Consider the following 16,860-nt stretch of genomic DNA (forward strand, 5'->3'; position numbering starts at 1 on the left):
GAAGAAGCTGACGGGGCGGGCCTGGTTTAGAACCCGCCCGTCAGTTTCAGATGGGAGTTTATTGTAACACCACCCGCTTGGTTACCAGGGTAGCCCCAGCCTGCAGGCGCAGCAGGTACACCCCCTGAGCCAGCCCAACCGCGTCGACGGAGAGCAGGGCCCCCGCCGCTGATAGGGCCGCCGTTTGGTACCGCACTACCTGGCCCAATATATTCAGCAGCTCGGCCCGGACTACGGTCGCCCCGGTCACGGCCGGCACTTGCACCGTGAAGGTCTCGTGGGCCGGGTTTGGATAGAGCGTAACCGCTGCGGCCGTCAGGCCCGTCCCGGTTGCCAGCGCCCCAGCCCTGAATTGCACACTGAACCGCCCCACTAGTGTCGCTGCCGCCTGGGCCGTTGTCACCGTAAAGGAGTAGCCCGGCTGCAAGCGCAGGTTCATCGTCTGGCCCGTGGCGGCGTCTATCAGGTAGGCATCCAGGCCAGCCGGCAGGTTATGCAGGTCAGCAGCGGTTAGCGAGTATGTGCCGGCAGCAGGCACGCCCACGTTCAGCGGTAGCACGGTGGCGGCGTCAAACGCGGGGCGGCCGTCAATGGCCAGGTGCTGGCCCGAGGTGGCGGTGCTGCCCAGGTTCAGGCCGCTGGGGTTGGCCAGCTTTTCAGCATCGAACTGGTTGTCGAAGGCGGGCGTGGCCCCGGCCTGGGCGTAGGTGTAGAACGCATCGGCCGGGCCGGTGGCACCGCGGAGGTCGAGCTGCACCAGCGGGCGCGGGTCGGCGGTGGTGCGCTGAAAGGCCGTGGCGTTGGGCGTGGTCAGGCGCTGGCTGTTGCGGAAAGTGAGCGAGCCGCTGGTCTGGCCGGCGCTCACGCGGGCGAAGAAGCCCTGGGCCAGTGGAATCACCGGGTTGCCGCCGACCCCATTGGCGTAGCTGCGGTACTGGCCCGCGTACTGCCCGGTGCTGCTGTACACGTAGATGGCGGCGTCCAGGTTCGCCCGGTCGGCCAGAGCCACCAGCGAATAGTCGAGCGGGGCCGGGTAGGGGTTGCCCACCAGCTGCCAGCCGGCATCGGGATTGCCGTTCACGCGGCTCAGGGTCCGCATCTGGTCGCCATTGGTCAGCGAACCCACGAAATCGACCAGTTGCGAGGCCGGGATGTTGACGGCGTAGCCCTGCCCCACCACCAGGGGCGTCGTCAGGGCGGCCGGTACCACGAAGCCGCGGTCAAACGGGGTGTAGCTGTTGGTCAGCGTCACCCGGCTCTGGTCGTAGCCAAACACGGTGGGGAAGGGCGTGGTGGTGCCCGGTGTCGTCGAAGCGTTGTAAACCGTGGCCTGGCTCACCTCGGGGGCAAAACCGGCCGTGGCCAGGTCGGCCACGGTGGTATTGCTCACCGGGGCGCTGAAGTGGCGGTAGCCGGCCCCGGCGTTTAGGCTGGGGTCGATGTAGCGCTGCACGGTGGCCGTGCCGCTCACCACGCCGGTGCTGGCGTTCACGGCCAGGGCCGTGCCGGCCGCCGAGGAGAGTAGCGTGAGCGCCCGGCCGTTGAGGACCAGGTTGCCCGCCCCGCCCACGGTGAGCACCTGCGTCACGCTGGTGGGAGCCGAAAGCGTTAAGGCGTTGCTGTTGGTCGTACTCAAGTTGCGCACCTGGGCGGGTAGGCCGCTGCCGGTGGCCTGCGCCGCTATGCCGTTGTAGAGGTAGCTGGCATCGGTGGAGAACGCGCGGGAGCCGTTAGTTTGCACGGCCCCCGTCGCGCCACTGGCCGCAATGCCGGCCGGGTCGCAGATGCCGAGCGTGCCGCCGGCCACTAGCGTGAAGCTGCCCGCGCCGGTCAGCGACTGGCAGTTGGTGAGCAAGGTTCCGTTCACGGTCACGCTGGTATTCACCGTCGTGTTGCCGCTGAGCTGGGCCACGCCCGTGCCGGTCACGGTGATGGAGTTGTAGGCGCCCGCCGCCACGGCCGTGGGACTAGCGGTGCTGCCGGTACTTACTACCAGGTCGGGCAGGGCCGCATTTTGGTTGAAGCGGACGCTCACCGTGTTGCTGCCTTGATTGGCGGCCAGCAAGTCGAGGTCGCCGTCGCCGTCTAGGTCGGCTACCGTCGCGAGGTAGGGATTGCTGCCCACGCCGAGGTCAGCGCCACCCGCGAAGCTGCCGCTGCCGTTGTTGAGGCGCACACTGACAGTGCCGGCGCTGTAGTTCACGGTGAGCAGGTCGGGGTCACCGTCGCCGTCCACATCGCCCACCGCCACGCTGCGCGCGCCGCTGCCTACGCTGGGGTCGGTGCCCCCACCAAAAGCGCCACTGCCGTTATTGAGCCGTATGCTTACGGTGCTGCTGCTCTCGTTGGCCGTGAGCAGGTCCAGGTCGCCATCGCCGTCCACATCGGCTACGGCTATCGTGCGGGGGTTGCTGCCCACCGCCACCTGCGTACCGCCGCCGAAGCTGCCGCTGCCGTTGTTGAAGCGGATACTGGCTGTGCCGCTGGCGTTGGCATTGGCCGTGAGCAAGTCCAGGTCGCCGTCACCGTCCACGTCGCCCACCGCTACGCCGGAGGCATTGCTCCCCACGGTTACGCTTTGAAAGCCGCCGAACACGCCGCCGCCATTGTTGAAGCCAATGCTCACTGTACCGTCACCTTCGTTAGCGGTGAGCAGGTCCAGGTCGCCGTCGCCGTCCACGTCGGCCAGAGTTATGCTGCGGGGTTGGCTCCCGACAGTCGCTTGCGAACCGCCCGCGAAGGTGCCGCTGCCATTGTTGAGGCGCACACTCACCGTGCCGGATAAGCTGGCGGTAAGAAGGTCAATATCCCCGTCCCCATCCACATCGCCAACTGCCAACGTGCGGGGGCCGCTGCTTACGCTGGGGTCGGAGCCACCCCCGAAGGTGCCGTTGCCGCTGTTCAAGCGCACACTCACTGTGCTGCTGTTGTAGTTCACGGTAAGCAGGTCGCCATCCCCGTCGCCGTCCACATCGGCTACCACCACACTTTCCGGACCAGTGCCCACGGCCGGGTTGGAACCGCCGCTAAACGTACCCGGTCCCGCCCCCGCCCCCGCCGTGAACTGATACACGCGCGGCGCCGCCAGACTGCCCCCGGCCGAAGCCGTAGCGGCCGTGGTTACGGTGGCCTGCACCGTTTCGCCGGGCCGGAAGGCAAAGGTGGGCGCGAAGCTCACCGTGCTGCCGCTGGCCGTAGTAGTGCCGCTGGCCCCCGTGCGCAGGCCGCCGCGCTGGGCGCTGAACACCTTGAGGGCCGCCGTGCTGGCGCTGGTCACGGCCTGGTCGAAGGTGACCGAGACCGGGCCGCTGGCCGCACGCGCATTGGCCGTGGGGCTCGTGCTCACAATGATGAGCGGCGAGGTCACCGTGAACGTCACCCCGTTGCTGGTGCCGCCGGGCGTAGTCACTGTTACGTTGCCCGTGGTGGCCCCGGTGGGTACGCTCACAGTAATGCTGGTGGGTGAGTTCACCACGAAGCCGGGGGCACTGGTACCGTTGAAGCTGACCGCCGTGGCACCGGTGAAATTGGTGCCCGTCAGTGTTACGCTCGTGCTGACCGGTCCGCTTGTGGGGCTAAGGCTGGTGAGGGTGGGTGCGCTGCTCCCTGTTACAACCACCGTATTCGACGTGTAGGTGCAGCCACTGGCCGGGTCGGTGGCCGTGGCTGTGTACGAGCCGCTGGTATTCACGGTACGGGTGTTGCCGCTGGTGTTGCCGGGATTGAACACGAAAGTGGCCCCAGCCAAGGGCGCGGCGGTATTGTTAAGGCTACCGTTGGCGTTGAGGCGGGCAATGTTGCCCGGAGTTGGGGCGCCATTGTATGTGGTAAAGAATCCCCCGGCCAGCACCTTGCCGTCGGGGTAGAGCGCAACGCGGTATACCCCGCTGCCTCCAAAGCCCGCATTGCCGCCGTTGAAAGTTGCATCGAGCGAGCCATCGGAATTAAAGCGGGCCAACAATCGGGGTACGGCCCCGAAATTGAAGGTGCTAAAGAAGCCGCCAGCTAAGACCTTGCCGTCGGGCTGCAATGCCAGGGTCAGCACGGTGTTATCTAAGCCTTGGTTTGAGCCGTTGAAAGTGGCGTCGCGGCTGCCGTCGGCGTTGAGACGTATCAGGCACCGCGGTACGGCCACCCCATTGTACGTAGTAGAGTTGCTGCCGACCACGATTTTGCCGTCGGGCTGAACCACCACGGCCCCGGCGTTAGTATTGAAACCGTTTCCACCCGTATTAAACGTCGCGTCGCGGCTGCCATCGGCGTTGAGGCGCACGATGGCCCCGGCGGCACCCCCATTGTAGGCCGTGAACTCCCCCACTGCTACCACCTTGCCGTCGGGTTGCAGGGCAAGGCCGCGCACGATGCCATTGCCGCCAGTGAAACCGGCATTGCTGCCGTTAAAGGAAGCATCGCGGCTGCCGTCGGCGTTGAGGCGGATAAGGCCAGCGGGTACGGTACTGCCGTTGTAGGAGGTAGGATAGGCACCGGCTACCAGGATTTTGCCATCAGCTTGCAACACTATCGATTCGATTTCGACACCACCGGTTGCCCCGAATCCCGCATTACTCCCGTTAAAGGTGGCATCGCGACTGCCGTCGGCGTTGAGCCGGATGAGGGACCTGGGCACGGCAGTACCGTTGTAGGTCGTGAACGAGCCGGCCACCAGAATCTTTCCATCTGACTGTACAAGCACTGTTGCAATTGAAGGGATGCCACTCGACCCGAACCCCGCATTACCGCTATTGAAGGTAAGGTCTCGGGTTCCATCGGCACTGAGCCGGACGAGGCCACCGTTTGTGCTGCTGCCGTTGTAGGTAAATGAGTCGCCTCCGACGAGTACCTTGCCGTCGGCTTGCACCGCCAGTGTTCGGGGACGGTCGAACCCGCCGGTACTAAACCCCGCGCCACCTGTATTGAACCCCGGCGTGGTGGCCGTGGCCGTGAGGACCTGGGTGCCGCCTGAGGGCAGCGCAATCGGTCCCGCCGGCGTGATGGCGGCCTGCGCCGCAGTGCAGTAAGAATAGGCAAACGAGCCGGCGCTGCTGCCCGTGCCGTTGGGCGTGGTCGCGGCGATAGGACCCGTGGCAGCATCCAGCGGCACCACAGCCGTGGCGCTCGTGGCGCTCAGTAAACTCACTTGTGTGCTCAGACCGCCCGCACCGAAGCGTACCCCGGTGAGGCCTGTCAGGTTAGTGCCTGTGAGGGTGACCACCGTGCCCGCCGCACCATTACTGGGCGAGAAACTGCTAATGATGGGTGGTGGAACCGTCACCGCAAATGAAATGCCATTACTCGTACCGTTAGGCGTGGTCACGGTCACGTTGCCCGTGGTGGCTCCCGCCGGCACGGCCATGACTACACTGGTAGCCGTGTTGCTGCCGATGGTCGTCTGGGCCGTGCCGTTGAAGCTCACGCTGGTCGCGCCACTCAGGTTGGTACCACTAATCGTTACGCTCGTGCCCACCGGCCCGCTGGTGGGCGACAAGCTGGTGATGACCGGCGGCGTCCCTACCTGGCGCAGCACTGACACCGTAGCGCTGCCTGAATTAGCCACGGCCAGGTCGGGCTTGCCGTCCCCGTCCACGTCCCCGATGCTCACCGAGCGGGGCTGGCTGCCGGTGGTAAAGTCCACTTTGGCGGCGAAGCTGGCCGTGCCCGCCGTGCCCGTGTTGCGCAGCACCGACACCGTATTGCTGCTTAAATTGGCCACGGCCAGGTCGGGCTTGCCGTCCCCGTCCACGTCCCCGATGCTCATCGAAAAGGGCTGGATGCCGGTGGCAAAGTCCACTTTGGCGGCGAAGCTGGCCGTGCCCACCGTGCCCGTGTTGCGCAGCACCGACACCGTGTTGCTGCCGAGATTGGCCACGGCCAGGTCGGGCTTGCCGTCCCCGTCCACGTCCCCGATGCTCATCGAAAAGGGCTGGATGCCGGTGGCAAAGTCCACTTTGGCGGCGAAGCTGGCCGTGCCCGCCGTGCCCGTGTTGCGCAGCACCGACACCGTGTTGCTGCCGAGATTGGCCACGGCCAGGTCGGGCTTGCCGTCCCCGTCCACGTCCCCGATGCTCACCGAAAAGGGACTCGTGCCGGTGGGAAAGTCCACTTTGGCGGCGAAGCTGGCCGTGCCCACCGTGCCCGTGTTGCGCAGCACCGACACCGTGGCGCTGCTTAAATTGGCCACGGCCAGGTCGGGCTTGCCGTCCCCGTCCACGTCCCCGATGCTCACCGAGACGGGCTGGCTGCCGGTGGCAAAGTCCACTTTGGCGGCGAAGCTGGCCGTGCCCACCGTGCCCGTGTTGCGCAGCACCGACACCGTGTTGTCGCCCTGATTGACCACGGCCAGGTCGGGCTTGCCGTCCCCGTCCACGTCCCCGATGCTCACCGAGCGGGGATTCGCGCCGGTGGCGAAGTCCACTTTGGCGGCGAAGCTGGCCGTGCCCGCCGTGCTCGTGTTGCGCAGCACCGACACCGTGTTGTTGTTGAAATTGGTCACGGCCAGGTCGGGCTTGCCGTCTCCGTCTACGTCCCCGATGCTCACCGAAAAGGGAAATACGCCGGTGGTAAAGTCCACTTCGGCGGCAAAGGCCACGGCCCCGTTCAGGGTCACGACGAAGGGCTGGCCGGCGTAGGCCGTGCGGGCGCTGGTCAGGTTCGTGACCGAGGGGTACTGGTACGTCGCGCCCAGCGGCACGCTCACCGTCAGGCTGGTGGGGCTGGCCGCCGTCACGGTCGCCCGCGTGGCCCCGAAGAACACCACGTTCTGGCTGGCCCCGGCGTCGAAGCCCGTGCCCACAATGGTCACGCTCGTGCCTATCGGCCCGCTCAGGGGCGAGAAGCTGGTGATGGTTTGGGCCGGGGCCAGCCCCGGCAGGGCCAGCAGCAGCAGCAGGACCAGGGTGCCCGACCAGGGGCGGCACCGGGCCATGAGGGAGGGAAACAAAGAGCAAAGCTTTTTCATAAAAGGACAAAAAGAGGCAAACAAAAAATACTTAAAAAGCTACCGCCCAATGCAGCTTACCACGGCCGGCTACCCCAGTCCGGCCACCGAGCCGGGGGGTACCCGGCAACCATTACTTCCACCGCAGTGCCTTTGTAGCTTAATAGCTGCCTGAATATCCGCATAGATGTTGGGGCCCGTAATACCGCTATTATTCACGCGGCGGGTGGTTTGGGCCGAAGCCGAAAGGCTGACCAGGGCCAGCAGCAAGCATACGAGGGAAGCGGAAGCGTTTTTCATAAGATGAGAGGTGAAAAAGTGAGGGTTGAAAGCGGAAATCAAATGAGAAATAAGCCAAACCAGTGGGCCAGCATCTGGCAGACTGCAGCGCCAGCGGCGTCAGCTACCCGTTCGCCAGATGCAACGTGCAAAGTTTAATTAATTCTTGCTCCCGTGCAATACCTACTTATAGGTATAAAATGATTTTATTGGCTTATCGCGCCAATTTTTTTCCTAAGAGGTTATCCGAACAGGCCGCCAGGACTCCGTTCATAAGCTGGTTAATTATTTGGTTTACAGCCCGTGCTCATGCGCGAAGCGCACCAACCCGGCCACGCCGTGCAGGCCGAGCTTACGCAGTAGATTACGGCGGTGGGTGCTGACGGTCATTTCGGTCAGGCCCAGTTGGTCGGCGATGGCGCGGCTGGAATAGCCGGCGCGGACCAGGCCGATAATCTCGCGCTCGCGGGCCGAAAGCTGGCGCAGTCGTAGTAGAGCGTCGGCAGCCACCGTGCCGGGCGTGGCGGCACCGGATGCCGGGGCCCAGGCCGCCGCGCTCGGCAGCAACGGGGCCCGCAGCCGCGCCGGAAATACCAGCTGCCCCGTATGCACCGCCCGGATGGCTGCCAGCAACGCGCCGGCCTCGGCCGATTTGTCCAGAAAGCCGTGGGCACCGGCCGCCGCCACCTGCGATACCAGCACCGGCGAGGCCGCGCTGCTGAACACAAGCACGCGCAGGCCGGGCCACCCGCGACGCAGGCGCGGCAACAGCGTCAGGCCATCGAGCGGCGGGGGCAGATACAGGTCTAGCAATATCAGGTCAGCGGTCGGCCCCGGCGCGGTGGCCAGGAACTCGAGCAGGGCGTCACCGCTGGCAAACTGCCCGCTCACTACAAGGTCGGGCTCCTGCGCGAGCAAGGCTGCCAACCCCCGGGTGAGGGCGGGATGGTCATCGACAAGTAACAAGTGGCAAGCCATACGCACAAACGCTAAGTAATCATTGAAATAAGTGCGTTGTTTGTTGTCAACTATCAGTCAGCTGTTTGCAGCGAAGCCAACAACCGGAATAACCAGCGGCCAGTAGCCAAAGCCACCACCGGTGATGAACAACTCAGATGGGCAACTCAACGGTGACGACCGTACCCTGGCCGGGCCTGGAGCTCACCAGCACCGCTCCGCGTAGATAGCCGGCGCGGGCCTGCACGCCGCGTAGGCCCAGGCCACCGCGCTGGGGCGGTGGGGCCTGCGGGTCGAAGCCGCGGCCGTCGTCCTCCACGCTCAGGCGCAGGCTGGCGGGTAAGCGGCGCACTTCCAGGTTCACATGCCGGGCGTGGGCATGACGCAGCGCGTTGTGCAGTAGCTCGGCCACGATGCGGTAAGCGGCCAGTTGCACGGGTATGGGCACGTCGGCGGCGGCTGGGTCGCAGTAGCTACTCACGCGGGGGCCGGCGTCGGCCAGGGACAGGGTTTCCACCAGTAGGTTCAGGGCTTCGGGCAGGGGCGGCTGTTCGCCGGGGCCGGCCGGCAGCAGCACTTGGCTGAGGGCGCGCACGTCATGGCGCAGTTGGCGCAGCAGGGCCTCCGTTTGCTGATGGGTTTCGGCCAACACGGGGGCGGCTTCGGCCAGGGCGTGGCGCACCTGCCGGCCTTGCCAGGCCAGGTGCAGGGCCGTAAGGCCGGGAGCCAGGGCATCGTGTAGCTCACGGGCCAGGGCCTCGCGCTCGGCCTCCTGGGCCGTAATGAGGTGCAGTCCGGCCGCTTCGCGCTCGCGGAAGCGGCTCTGGCGCAAGGTGCCGTTGCGGCGCTGGGCCTGGCGAAAGCGCCAGGTGAGCAGCACGCTCAGTGAGAGCAGTTCCAGGGCCAGACTCCAGGCCAGCGAGTTGGGCTCAACGAGGTGCACGTACACCAGCCCCGAGTAATCGAGGAGCAACTCGGCTGCGCCGAACAGCAAAAAGGCATAAGTACTGGCGTAGAGGGTCGCCAGCCGCCGCTGTGAAGCCCTCCCCTGCGCCAGTACCATGGCTAACAGCGCGGCCCCGCCCAGCAGCAGCGCCCACAGCAGCACCAGGCGGCCGGTATTGAGCATCGCCAGCGCGGTGGCGGCGTGGCCGCTGCGCCAGGCCAGTGCGTACAGCGCGGGATAAGCCAGGGCGTATCCCGCGCCCACCGCGCTCAGCCATTGGCCCAAAGTGTGCAGGCGCGGCCAGCCCCGGCGCAGGCGTACGAAACCCGCCAGGATGCGCAATTCCGCGGCTAGCGCCAGCAGCAGCAAGCTGAACTGCCCCAACTGCCAGCTCAGCCCATATACTGACTGGGGCAACAGCAGCGCGTCCACGCTGTCCTCCATCAACAAAAACCAGGTGATGCACACCACGTAAGCGGCGTACCAGAGGTGGATGCGGTCGCGCAGCAGGGCGTAAAACACCAGATTGAACAGGGCGCTGCCCATGTACAAGCCCAATAGCCAGGCCCAGTGCTTATAGGCAAAATAAGTGGTTTCGAAGCGCAGAAAGCCCTCCGTGGTGCTCATATCGGTGGGCAGGCACCAGGCCCCGGTGTGGTTTTCGACGCGCAGGTATAACACCGCTCGTGCGTGGGCATCAAGCCAGAACGGCAAGCACACGGCTCGCGCCGGAAACGGCCGGTCCGCCGCTACCACCCGGCTGCTGGCCCCGCCCGCCGCCCGCAATGGCCCTTGCCCTTCCGGCTGTATGTACAGCGTGGCACTGTCCACGAACTGGTACAGGCTCCAGACGAAGTGCGTGCGCTGGGGCAGCGTGTTCACCACCGCTACCCGCAGCCACAGCCGGTCCTGCCGGTAGCCACCCTGCAGCACGCCGTTGGCCAGCGGAATGCGGGCGTAGCGCCCGGCCGCCCATAGGGCCGTGGCGCGGGCGCCCGTGGCGGGCCGGGCCAACGGGTCGAAGCAATAGGAGAAGTAGTGACCGAACTGACCGCTGTCTTCGTAGTTCAAGTGCAGGGTGTCGACGGGCGCAGGCGCGCAGTGCCCGACCAAACCAGCCAGTAGCAGCCAAAGTGAAAGAGCGAGCAAGCGCACGATAGAGCTACGAAACCGCCAGAAAAGTCGCCGGTGGCATGCTGCAAGTACGCCCCCAATTTTGAAAAACCAAATACCTATTTATGGGTATGGGCGTAACATGCGAGGGAGGTAGGCTAGGGGCGCAGTCCTCATAATCAATAATGTATTTTCCTGCGAGAAAAACTCTTTACAGCGGCGGTGACATAGAGGCTGTTTAGGGTTCCAAAAAAGCTGTCATCCTGAGCTTACGAAGGACTTTACCACGTTCGTGCCACTTGGAATTAGGCCAAAATGAGCAGTCATGAGAAGGTCCTTCGCAAGCTCAGGATGACAAACGACTAAAAAACCGAAATCCCAAACAGGTTTATAGACTTGCACTACTCTACCCCAAGATTTTTTAATAAACTGTCTTTCAACGCATTATCGAGTTGTCAAAAATGGGCCTTTTCTGGCTTCATCTGTCAAAAAACAGCCTTCCGAGGCTGAAATCGCAGGTGCTACAGATAAGTCAGAGAGCCGGAGAAAAAATCGTGGGGTAGAGTAGCATAGCCCACTACTTCGAACGCCCAAAAAATTATAGTAGGTCATCCGGATTTGTCCCAGATACCGTCCCAGATAAAAGCAAAAACCCCATTCACAGGCTGTGAGTGGGGTTTTTTGTGGTCGTGTAAGGCCCGGAAATTACCTATTCAGCTAGATGAGAACACACAGAAACCGCCTTTTCTGGCCTTCCTGGCGGTTTGCGCTGCGAGCTACTATCTAGTCTGGTGTGTCCTGATATAGCGGAGAGGAGGGACGGGTCCCCTGACGGGTCCCCCGGCTATCATTATCCTATTCACAGCGCTAGAAATACTGACTCAACTAGCTGCTGCAACTGACAAGACATTAATTCGAGCGCGAAAAAAATCATTATCAAACAGATCACTCTTAATGATTTGGACAAGTTCAGATGCCAACTCGGCGCTAGAGACGTTATTGAACACGTAGGGTTTCTGTACGAGCCAGTGCTCGTCCTGCTCCACCTCCGAAACAAGTTCATTCTCTGTTAGTGCCAACGCATCAGTCCGGCGGACACCAATATGTAAGGTCTCGTATTCGTTGAAGTGAGCCGTAATCATCCAATCGGCTTCAACTCTAAACAACGTCAACGTATCGCCCCAGAAGCAATTGCTGGTTCCACATCGTTGCTCTGTTTCAAAGCCAAGATGCTCAATCAAGCCATTTGCTATTTCGTTACGAAAAGTATCGAGTCTCACTCGCGTATAGTCGCGGCCATAGTGTTTATGGGCATAGATGTGATCATACCTCCATCGAAGTCCCGTAGCACCTACTTCTGGCTTTTGCATCCAGTTTTGCAACCCTGCTTCCAGATAAAGGTGCTCATGGACATGACGATGTTCAGTATTTGATTGGAGAGCAGAAGGTTGGCTCACTAGGCGGTGTAATTCCTCTCTTATAGCTGGTTCATCTGCCAAACTCACCAAGTGTCCTACCAAAGTCCGAACCGCTGCATTTCTTCTTAACAGTAGCCGCCAGTTATAGGCATTATCCCGCATGTCCAAGCCCAAGAGCCAGTCCCATTTAGGTGCATTACTGATGGTGGCCCGAAGCAATAAGTGGGCTCCCTTATAGGCGCCTTCTGTGCCCTTCGCTGAAAACATTCGTTCAGCCAATGCCGCCCGGTGTTGGAAACGGTCAGTTGTAAGTTCGCCAAGCAACAAAAACAGGATGTTCCCTTGAAAAAGCGGGTGCTTCTCGCTTGCAACAAGTACAGATTCCCAAGCAGCGTTGCCCTGTATGAGCTGAGCTTTTAAGCGCTCCTCCGTTAATTGGGCCTTGATAAAAGAAGAACGCTCGGTGTTGGCTATCTCAGCGCATTCATCGGTCGGCAGGAATTCATAGATGTTGCCCGCACCTTTGGCCAACTTGCCGACCATTCGCATGACGGCGACCATGGCGTCAGTACTACGCATATCGGGGTCCACGCTGATGTTCCAAATCACCCGCAACCACCGCCGCAGTGCCTGCTGGTCAAATGCTTCTGTTTCCAGGTAGCACACAACTGCATAAAAAAGAATACGCTGCTGCAGAGTGATGGAAGATGCCAAAAGGTGCCAGTTTTCGGCCTGTTCTCCCCATGAATCTTTTATAGCGATGCCAATTGCATCATAGTGGTCAGATAACTTATCCAAGAGCCAAGCCGCGGCCTTCACCCGGCCGGGTTTTCCTAGCAGCGTTCTATAAAGTGAAAAACCTTTGTAAGTCTCATTGTACGCGCTGCTATCTAAAGCCAGAGCTAAGGAATTTTCTTCTGCAACCGGTTTGGGCTCAACATATTGCATAGCCAGCAAAAAACGCTGCCAGAAGCGCAGATAAGCTGCATCAACTGTATTGTCAACCCTAGCATTCCGCCAGAATAGGTCGGTCCAAGTGGTATCCAGCTTAATGGTGAAAGCCTCAACAAAAGGAATCTTCCGGCCATCCAAAATAGCAAGCTTAGCAAACTCCTCGCGCTCCGGATTGGTGTCGGCTCGTAACCAATCAATTAAGTCTGCCTTAAAGTTCTCGAAGCCCGTGAGTTGCTTGCCTCGGGCGTTCATTTTAATGTATAGCTCATCCGAAAGCCCGAAACCATCAAGTGGCAGCACATAGAACGACAACTGCTTTAGTGCGGGAAACAGGTCTGTCGCGGTTCCCTCGGTGTACTTCTTGTGTATGGCATCAAGCATTTCCAGCATGGCCAAGATAGTCGGGTCTTGCTGGTAGCTGCTGTAAAACCAAGCAAGGTTGCGAATTGTCTGACTTGGCTTAGTAGCAGGGTCTATGTCTACGCCTGTGAGTTTGTCGCAGAAGTCACGGGCTGTGCTGCGGGTTGCGTAGCTAAACTTTCCCAGCCAGCCCCTAAGCGTCGTCTTTGCATCGCCCATCAGTTCACGATTTCCGATGTACCAGTAGAGCAAAAACAACGTCGTCAGGCGTTGCTGCCCGTCAAGCGGCACGAAGTAGGACTTTTTATCCAGCGTCTGGACAGAGCCATACACAAAATCGAGCGTCAGTTGATTGTTTCCCGTCAATGCCCCGAAAAGGGCCGACAGAAACCGGTTACGTACAGCTTCCTCCGACTTTCGGCCTTGCGCGTAGTCGCGCTGTATCATGGGCACCTGCACACCGTCAAAGCGAATTGGCTCCTGCGCCACCATGCCGATTTCGCCGACCAGCAGTTCTTCCAAAGTATACTTCTTCATCTTAGTTATTGAGTGGCTTAGCAGGTAAAAAATCGCGCAGTTCGATGGCTATTTGTTTGCGATGAGCGCGGATATCATCTATACCCCAGCTAGTCCGGAAGATGCCTTGCTTGTCGTGGTGCTTTAGGAAAGCATTCTTAGTAGCAGGCGGGATGAATTTCCCGTCGCCATCGTTTTCAAGAATTATTCTCCGCTTGGTTACAAAAAGGGCGTTTCCATAGGAGCGGTTGGTACTCGCATCTAGCAGGGTCAAATTGCCGATGTTGTTTTTCGTTAGCTCATCATTCCCTTCTTCCCCCGCCAGTTTGATAATATCCTGTTGGATGTCCTGAAATGTCTCCCTGTCCTCACTCTTTTGTGCTGTCCGAAAGTCTTGAATTCGTTTAAAGAGGCCGGCATCACTGCTGAGTTGTGGCAAATCGTGCAATGCCGCGTCCAGCCAGTTTAGCTGGTCCTGCAGGACGATAAGTGGATTCTCTGAAGAAGAATCAATGTGTTCGATGTCCCACTTTTCAAGCTTGAAGGATTTGAAAGGGAATCGGGCGAAGCCCAGAGAAGAGCGGCGTTGCCGGATTACCTCCTGCAGGTTGAAGAGCAGGAGTACTCGGCGGACCAACTCACGATTATGATAACTCAGATTTAGATAGGTCTCACCGCCTTTAGCATCATGAGTCCATTCCACAATACCGACGGCTACAAGCTTTGCCGTGATTTTGGCTTTTAACCGTTCAGTGATGTCCTTCTTAGTAGGTGCATCATAAAGAGCCAGTAAGTCCTCTACTCGCTCTCCGCAATGAATTAGAAAACCTACATAATGGTACCACTCAGGATGCAGGTACCACTCAAGCATCTGATTGAAGCGAGTAACAACCGTTCCCCATTCCTGCTTGATAAACTCATACGAGGGGTCAGCATTCGTTCGTAGGTAGTAAAAGCGAAAGGTAGCGTGGCCATCCGTACCCGTTTTCTTATCTAAGTCAGGGTCATTTTGCCGCTCCAGTTGACGGATGATTTCGAAAACAAATTCAATGCGGGCGCTGGTATTGTTTTCTCCTTTATTCAGGAACCACCACAGGTCATCGTTTTGCAACGCATTCTCCATGCGGTCCCACTCGCCAGCAATTTCAAGCTGTTGCAGTTTACCCAGCTCATTAGCTTCAGGACCAAAGTTTCTGGTTTGCAGAAACAAGGCTTTGATTAGCTCAGAATTAGTCAAAGGTATTTTGCCCAGGTTGATGCGAGTGAAGCTTTCAATGGGGTTTTCGTCCTTGGCCAGCTCGTACCAGATGACTTTTACGGTCCCTTGAACATAGGGCTGTTCGGGGGTTCCCACCAGCGTTCCGATTATCGTGTCGCGAGCTGGCCGCTGTTGCGCTTTGCCCTCAAACCACTCGCGGATATACCTGTAAGCCTGGGAAATATAGTGCGAATCAACACCTTCCTCATTGCCCTCGCTAATGTGCTCTAGGAAGTAGTTGGTATCGTTCCGCGTTTCATACCGTAGTGTGAATACATCATTTCCGTAAGCGCTGGCAAAGGACTCATTCTGCTGTAGATGCACTCGCGTCAGGTACACAAATAGGATTTTCAGCGTTGTGAGCCGTTGCTGCCCATCGACGATTTCCCAGCTTTGCGTTGGATTGCCTTGGTCAGTTGAAGCAGCAACTCCTGTGCAGGGTCGAACGACAATAGGCTGCAAACAATAAAACTCCCCGGGGTTCTTGTTCCTTTTATTCGCAAATTCGGATATGTCATTCAGCAGGTCAACTACTTGTTGCTTATCCCAGCGGTATCCGCGCTGATAAGATGGGATAAAGAAATCCTTTCCAAGTAGTTCGCCTATGGAATAGAGTCGTACAGCGTTTTCCATGAAGCACAAGGCATTAATGTGATGTTGATTATGAGGTAGTTTGAGTTCGAAGAGTTATTGGCTTCAGGTATTTCTGGGCCATTATATGGGACCGCCTGTTACTGCAGCAGCATGAATTTGCTTGACCTGCATCCTTAGTGACGCAGGGGCCAGCACTTGCACTTGGTCGCCAAGGGAAAGCAATTCCATCAGCAGGTCGTAGGTGTTGTACACGGTCAACTGAATCAGTAGCTCCGCATCAGTATCCACCAGCACGCGCTGCGAGGAATGGAGTGGGAACGACTTGAGGTATCGGCCCTGGGTTGGCTCCAACGCCAAGACAATCTCTGCCGGCGGTTCGTGGTCGGGGCGAATAATGCCAAAGCTGTGGGCGTAGTAAGTATCGGGCGCAAAGTCGGCAGGGGACTCAAATGACTGAGTATTTGATTCCAGCGCCCGGATACGGTCCAGCCCAAAGCACCGCAGCCCCTGGCGGGCCGGGTCGTGAGCCAGCAGGTACCACCGGCCTTTGAATTCTTTGAGCAACAGAGGTGAGACGGTCCGAGCGGTGGGCGCTTCATCCCAAAACTTATGGTACTGAAACGCTACCTGCCGGCGTAGCTGCACGGCGCGCAGCAACGGTTGCAACCACTCCGTGCCCAAGGGCCGACGTGACTCCCACTGCACAAACGGGCTCAGGGCTGTCGGGAGGCGTAGGAACTCTTGCAGCTCAAAGGCATCGAGCAGTCGCTGGTAACCTTCCGGCAACGGATCCGCTGTGATAATCACATAGCCACCTGCTCGTCGGTCATGCCCAATGGTAACACCAAAGCGCTCGGCAATCTGAGGCAAGTCCCGCTGTAAAGTGCGCTGCGAATAGTTAGCGGCTAAGTCCCGCAACGAGGTCTGCTCCAATAGGTAGTCACGCAACTCTTCAAACGGCACCGCCCGCTTGAGGTGCTGCAAGCGCAGAACCACTAATAACTGACGAAGAAAATGGGCGTGGGTAGTCACAGAGCAGAGTAGGTGCCTCCGTTCGTTCAGGATTTCAACCGGATACGCTGCCCAATTTCATCCCCTGGAGTAGAAGGCAAACGGACGATACCTGCTCTCCTGAAGAAGCGTAAGCAAGGTGCAAGGTAAGGATTAGTAGTGGCTGGCAAATACCCTTTATGATTAAAGACCGGCTTTATTTTCATTGTCATAAAGCGCGATTAACATGCTCTCCTGCACCCACCGCAAGCCCCACTGCTCGAGCTTGTCGGTTTCTGCTCCATAATGGCGCTGCGCCCGCTGCCATCCCTCTTTCCCGGCCTCGACCAGTTCAGTTAGGTTCAGGCCCCGCCCCCGGAAGCGGCCGGCGACGGAAACCAGGAGCATGTTGGTGCCAGGTGGCAGGCCGGGTGGCACCGGAGCGTTTAACACTTCTTCTCTGGCTTGTCGGTCCTCCTCGGTCAGGCGTTCCGGTTTTACAATGCGTAGCGGTCGTAGCATGGAGTTACTCCAAAAGAAA

At 59.7% G+C, this 16,860-nt stretch carries 8 protein-coding genes; all 8 read right to left on the bottom strand.

Annotated elements, in window-relative coordinates; all coding sequences use genetic code 11:
- Positions 1-58 precede the first annotated feature (58 nt).
- Positions 59-6,922 carry an FG-GAP-like repeat-containing protein gene (locus ABD819_RS07175; protein WP_345122529.1) on the bottom strand — a complete coding sequence of 2,288 codons (6,864 nt, stop codon included), beginning with the start codon at positions 6,920-6,922 and terminating at the stop codon, positions 59-61.
- Between the two features lie 102 nt (positions 6,923-7,024).
- On the bottom strand, positions 7,025-7,234 hold the full coding sequence (locus ABD819_RS07180) for a hypothetical protein (protein WP_345122532.1): 210 nt from the start codon (positions 7,232-7,234) through the stop codon (positions 7,025-7,027).
- A gap of 273 nt (positions 7,235-7,507) precedes the next feature.
- Entirely contained in the window at positions 7,508-8,191 is a 684-nt protein-coding gene (locus ABD819_RS07185) for a response regulator (protein WP_345122534.1), read from the bottom strand.
- A gap of 133 nt (positions 8,192-8,324) precedes the next feature.
- The gene (locus tag ABD819_RS07190; RefSeq protein WP_345122536.1) at positions 8,325-10,271 is read right to left on the bottom strand and encodes an ATP-binding protein; all 1,947 of its coding nucleotides are present in this window, start codon (positions 10,269-10,271) and stop codon (positions 8,325-8,327) included.
- An 839-nt stretch (positions 10,272-11,110) separates the two neighbouring features.
- Positions 11,111-13,498, bottom strand: coding sequence for a GmrSD restriction endonuclease domain-containing protein (locus tag ABD819_RS07195; protein WP_345122538.1), 2,388 nt, complete (start codon positions 13,496-13,498; stop codon positions 11,111-11,113).
- A 1-nt stretch (position 13,499) separates the two neighbouring features.
- On the bottom strand, positions 13,500-15,368 hold the full coding sequence (locus ABD819_RS07200) for a GmrSD restriction endonuclease domain-containing protein (RefSeq protein ID WP_345122540.1): 1,869 nt from the start codon (positions 15,366-15,368) through the stop codon (positions 13,500-13,502).
- A gap of 81 nt (positions 15,369-15,449) precedes the next feature.
- Entirely contained in the window at positions 15,450-16,361 is a 912-nt protein-coding gene (locus ABD819_RS07205; RefSeq protein WP_345122542.1) for a helix-turn-helix transcriptional regulator, read from the bottom strand.
- A gap of 162 nt (positions 16,362-16,523) precedes the next feature.
- Positions 16,524-16,841 (bottom strand): hypothetical protein, encoded by a 318-nt coding sequence (locus ABD819_RS07210; protein ID WP_345122544.1) that lies wholly within the window; start codon positions 16,839-16,841, stop codon positions 16,524-16,526.
- Between the last annotated feature and the right edge of the window lie 19 nt (positions 16,842-16,860).

Origin of the sequence: Hymenobacter antarcticus (assembly GCF_039539545.1) — a bacterium.
GTDB classification, from domain to species: domain Bacteria; phylum Bacteroidota; class Bacteroidia; order Cytophagales; family Hymenobacteraceae; genus Hymenobacter; species Hymenobacter antarcticus.

Excerpts from the sequence above, each read along its gene's own strand:
- ABD819_RS07175 (WP_345122529.1), bottom strand. The coding sequence starts at position 6,922 with ATGGCCCGGTGCCGCCCCTGGTCGGGCACCCTGGTCCTGCTGCTGCTG.
- ABD819_RS07180 (WP_345122532.1), bottom strand. The coding sequence starts at position 7,234 with ATGAAAAACGCTTCCGCTTCCCTCGTATGCTTGCTGCTGGCCCTGGTC.
- ABD819_RS07185 (WP_345122534.1), bottom strand. The coding sequence starts at position 8,191 with ATGGCTTGCCACTTGTTACTTGTCGATGACCATCCCGCCCTCACCCGG.
- ABD819_RS07195 (WP_345122538.1), bottom strand. The coding sequence starts at position 13,498 with ATGAAGAAGTATACTTTGGAAGAACTGCTGGTCGGCGAAATCGGCATG.
- ABD819_RS07200 (WP_345122540.1), bottom strand. The coding sequence starts at position 15,368 with ATGGAAAACGCTGTACGACTCTATTCCATAGGCGAACTACTTGGAAAG.
- ABD819_RS07210 (WP_345122544.1), bottom strand. The coding sequence starts at position 16,841 with ATGCTACGACCGCTACGCATTGTAAAACCGGAACGCCTGACCGAGGAG.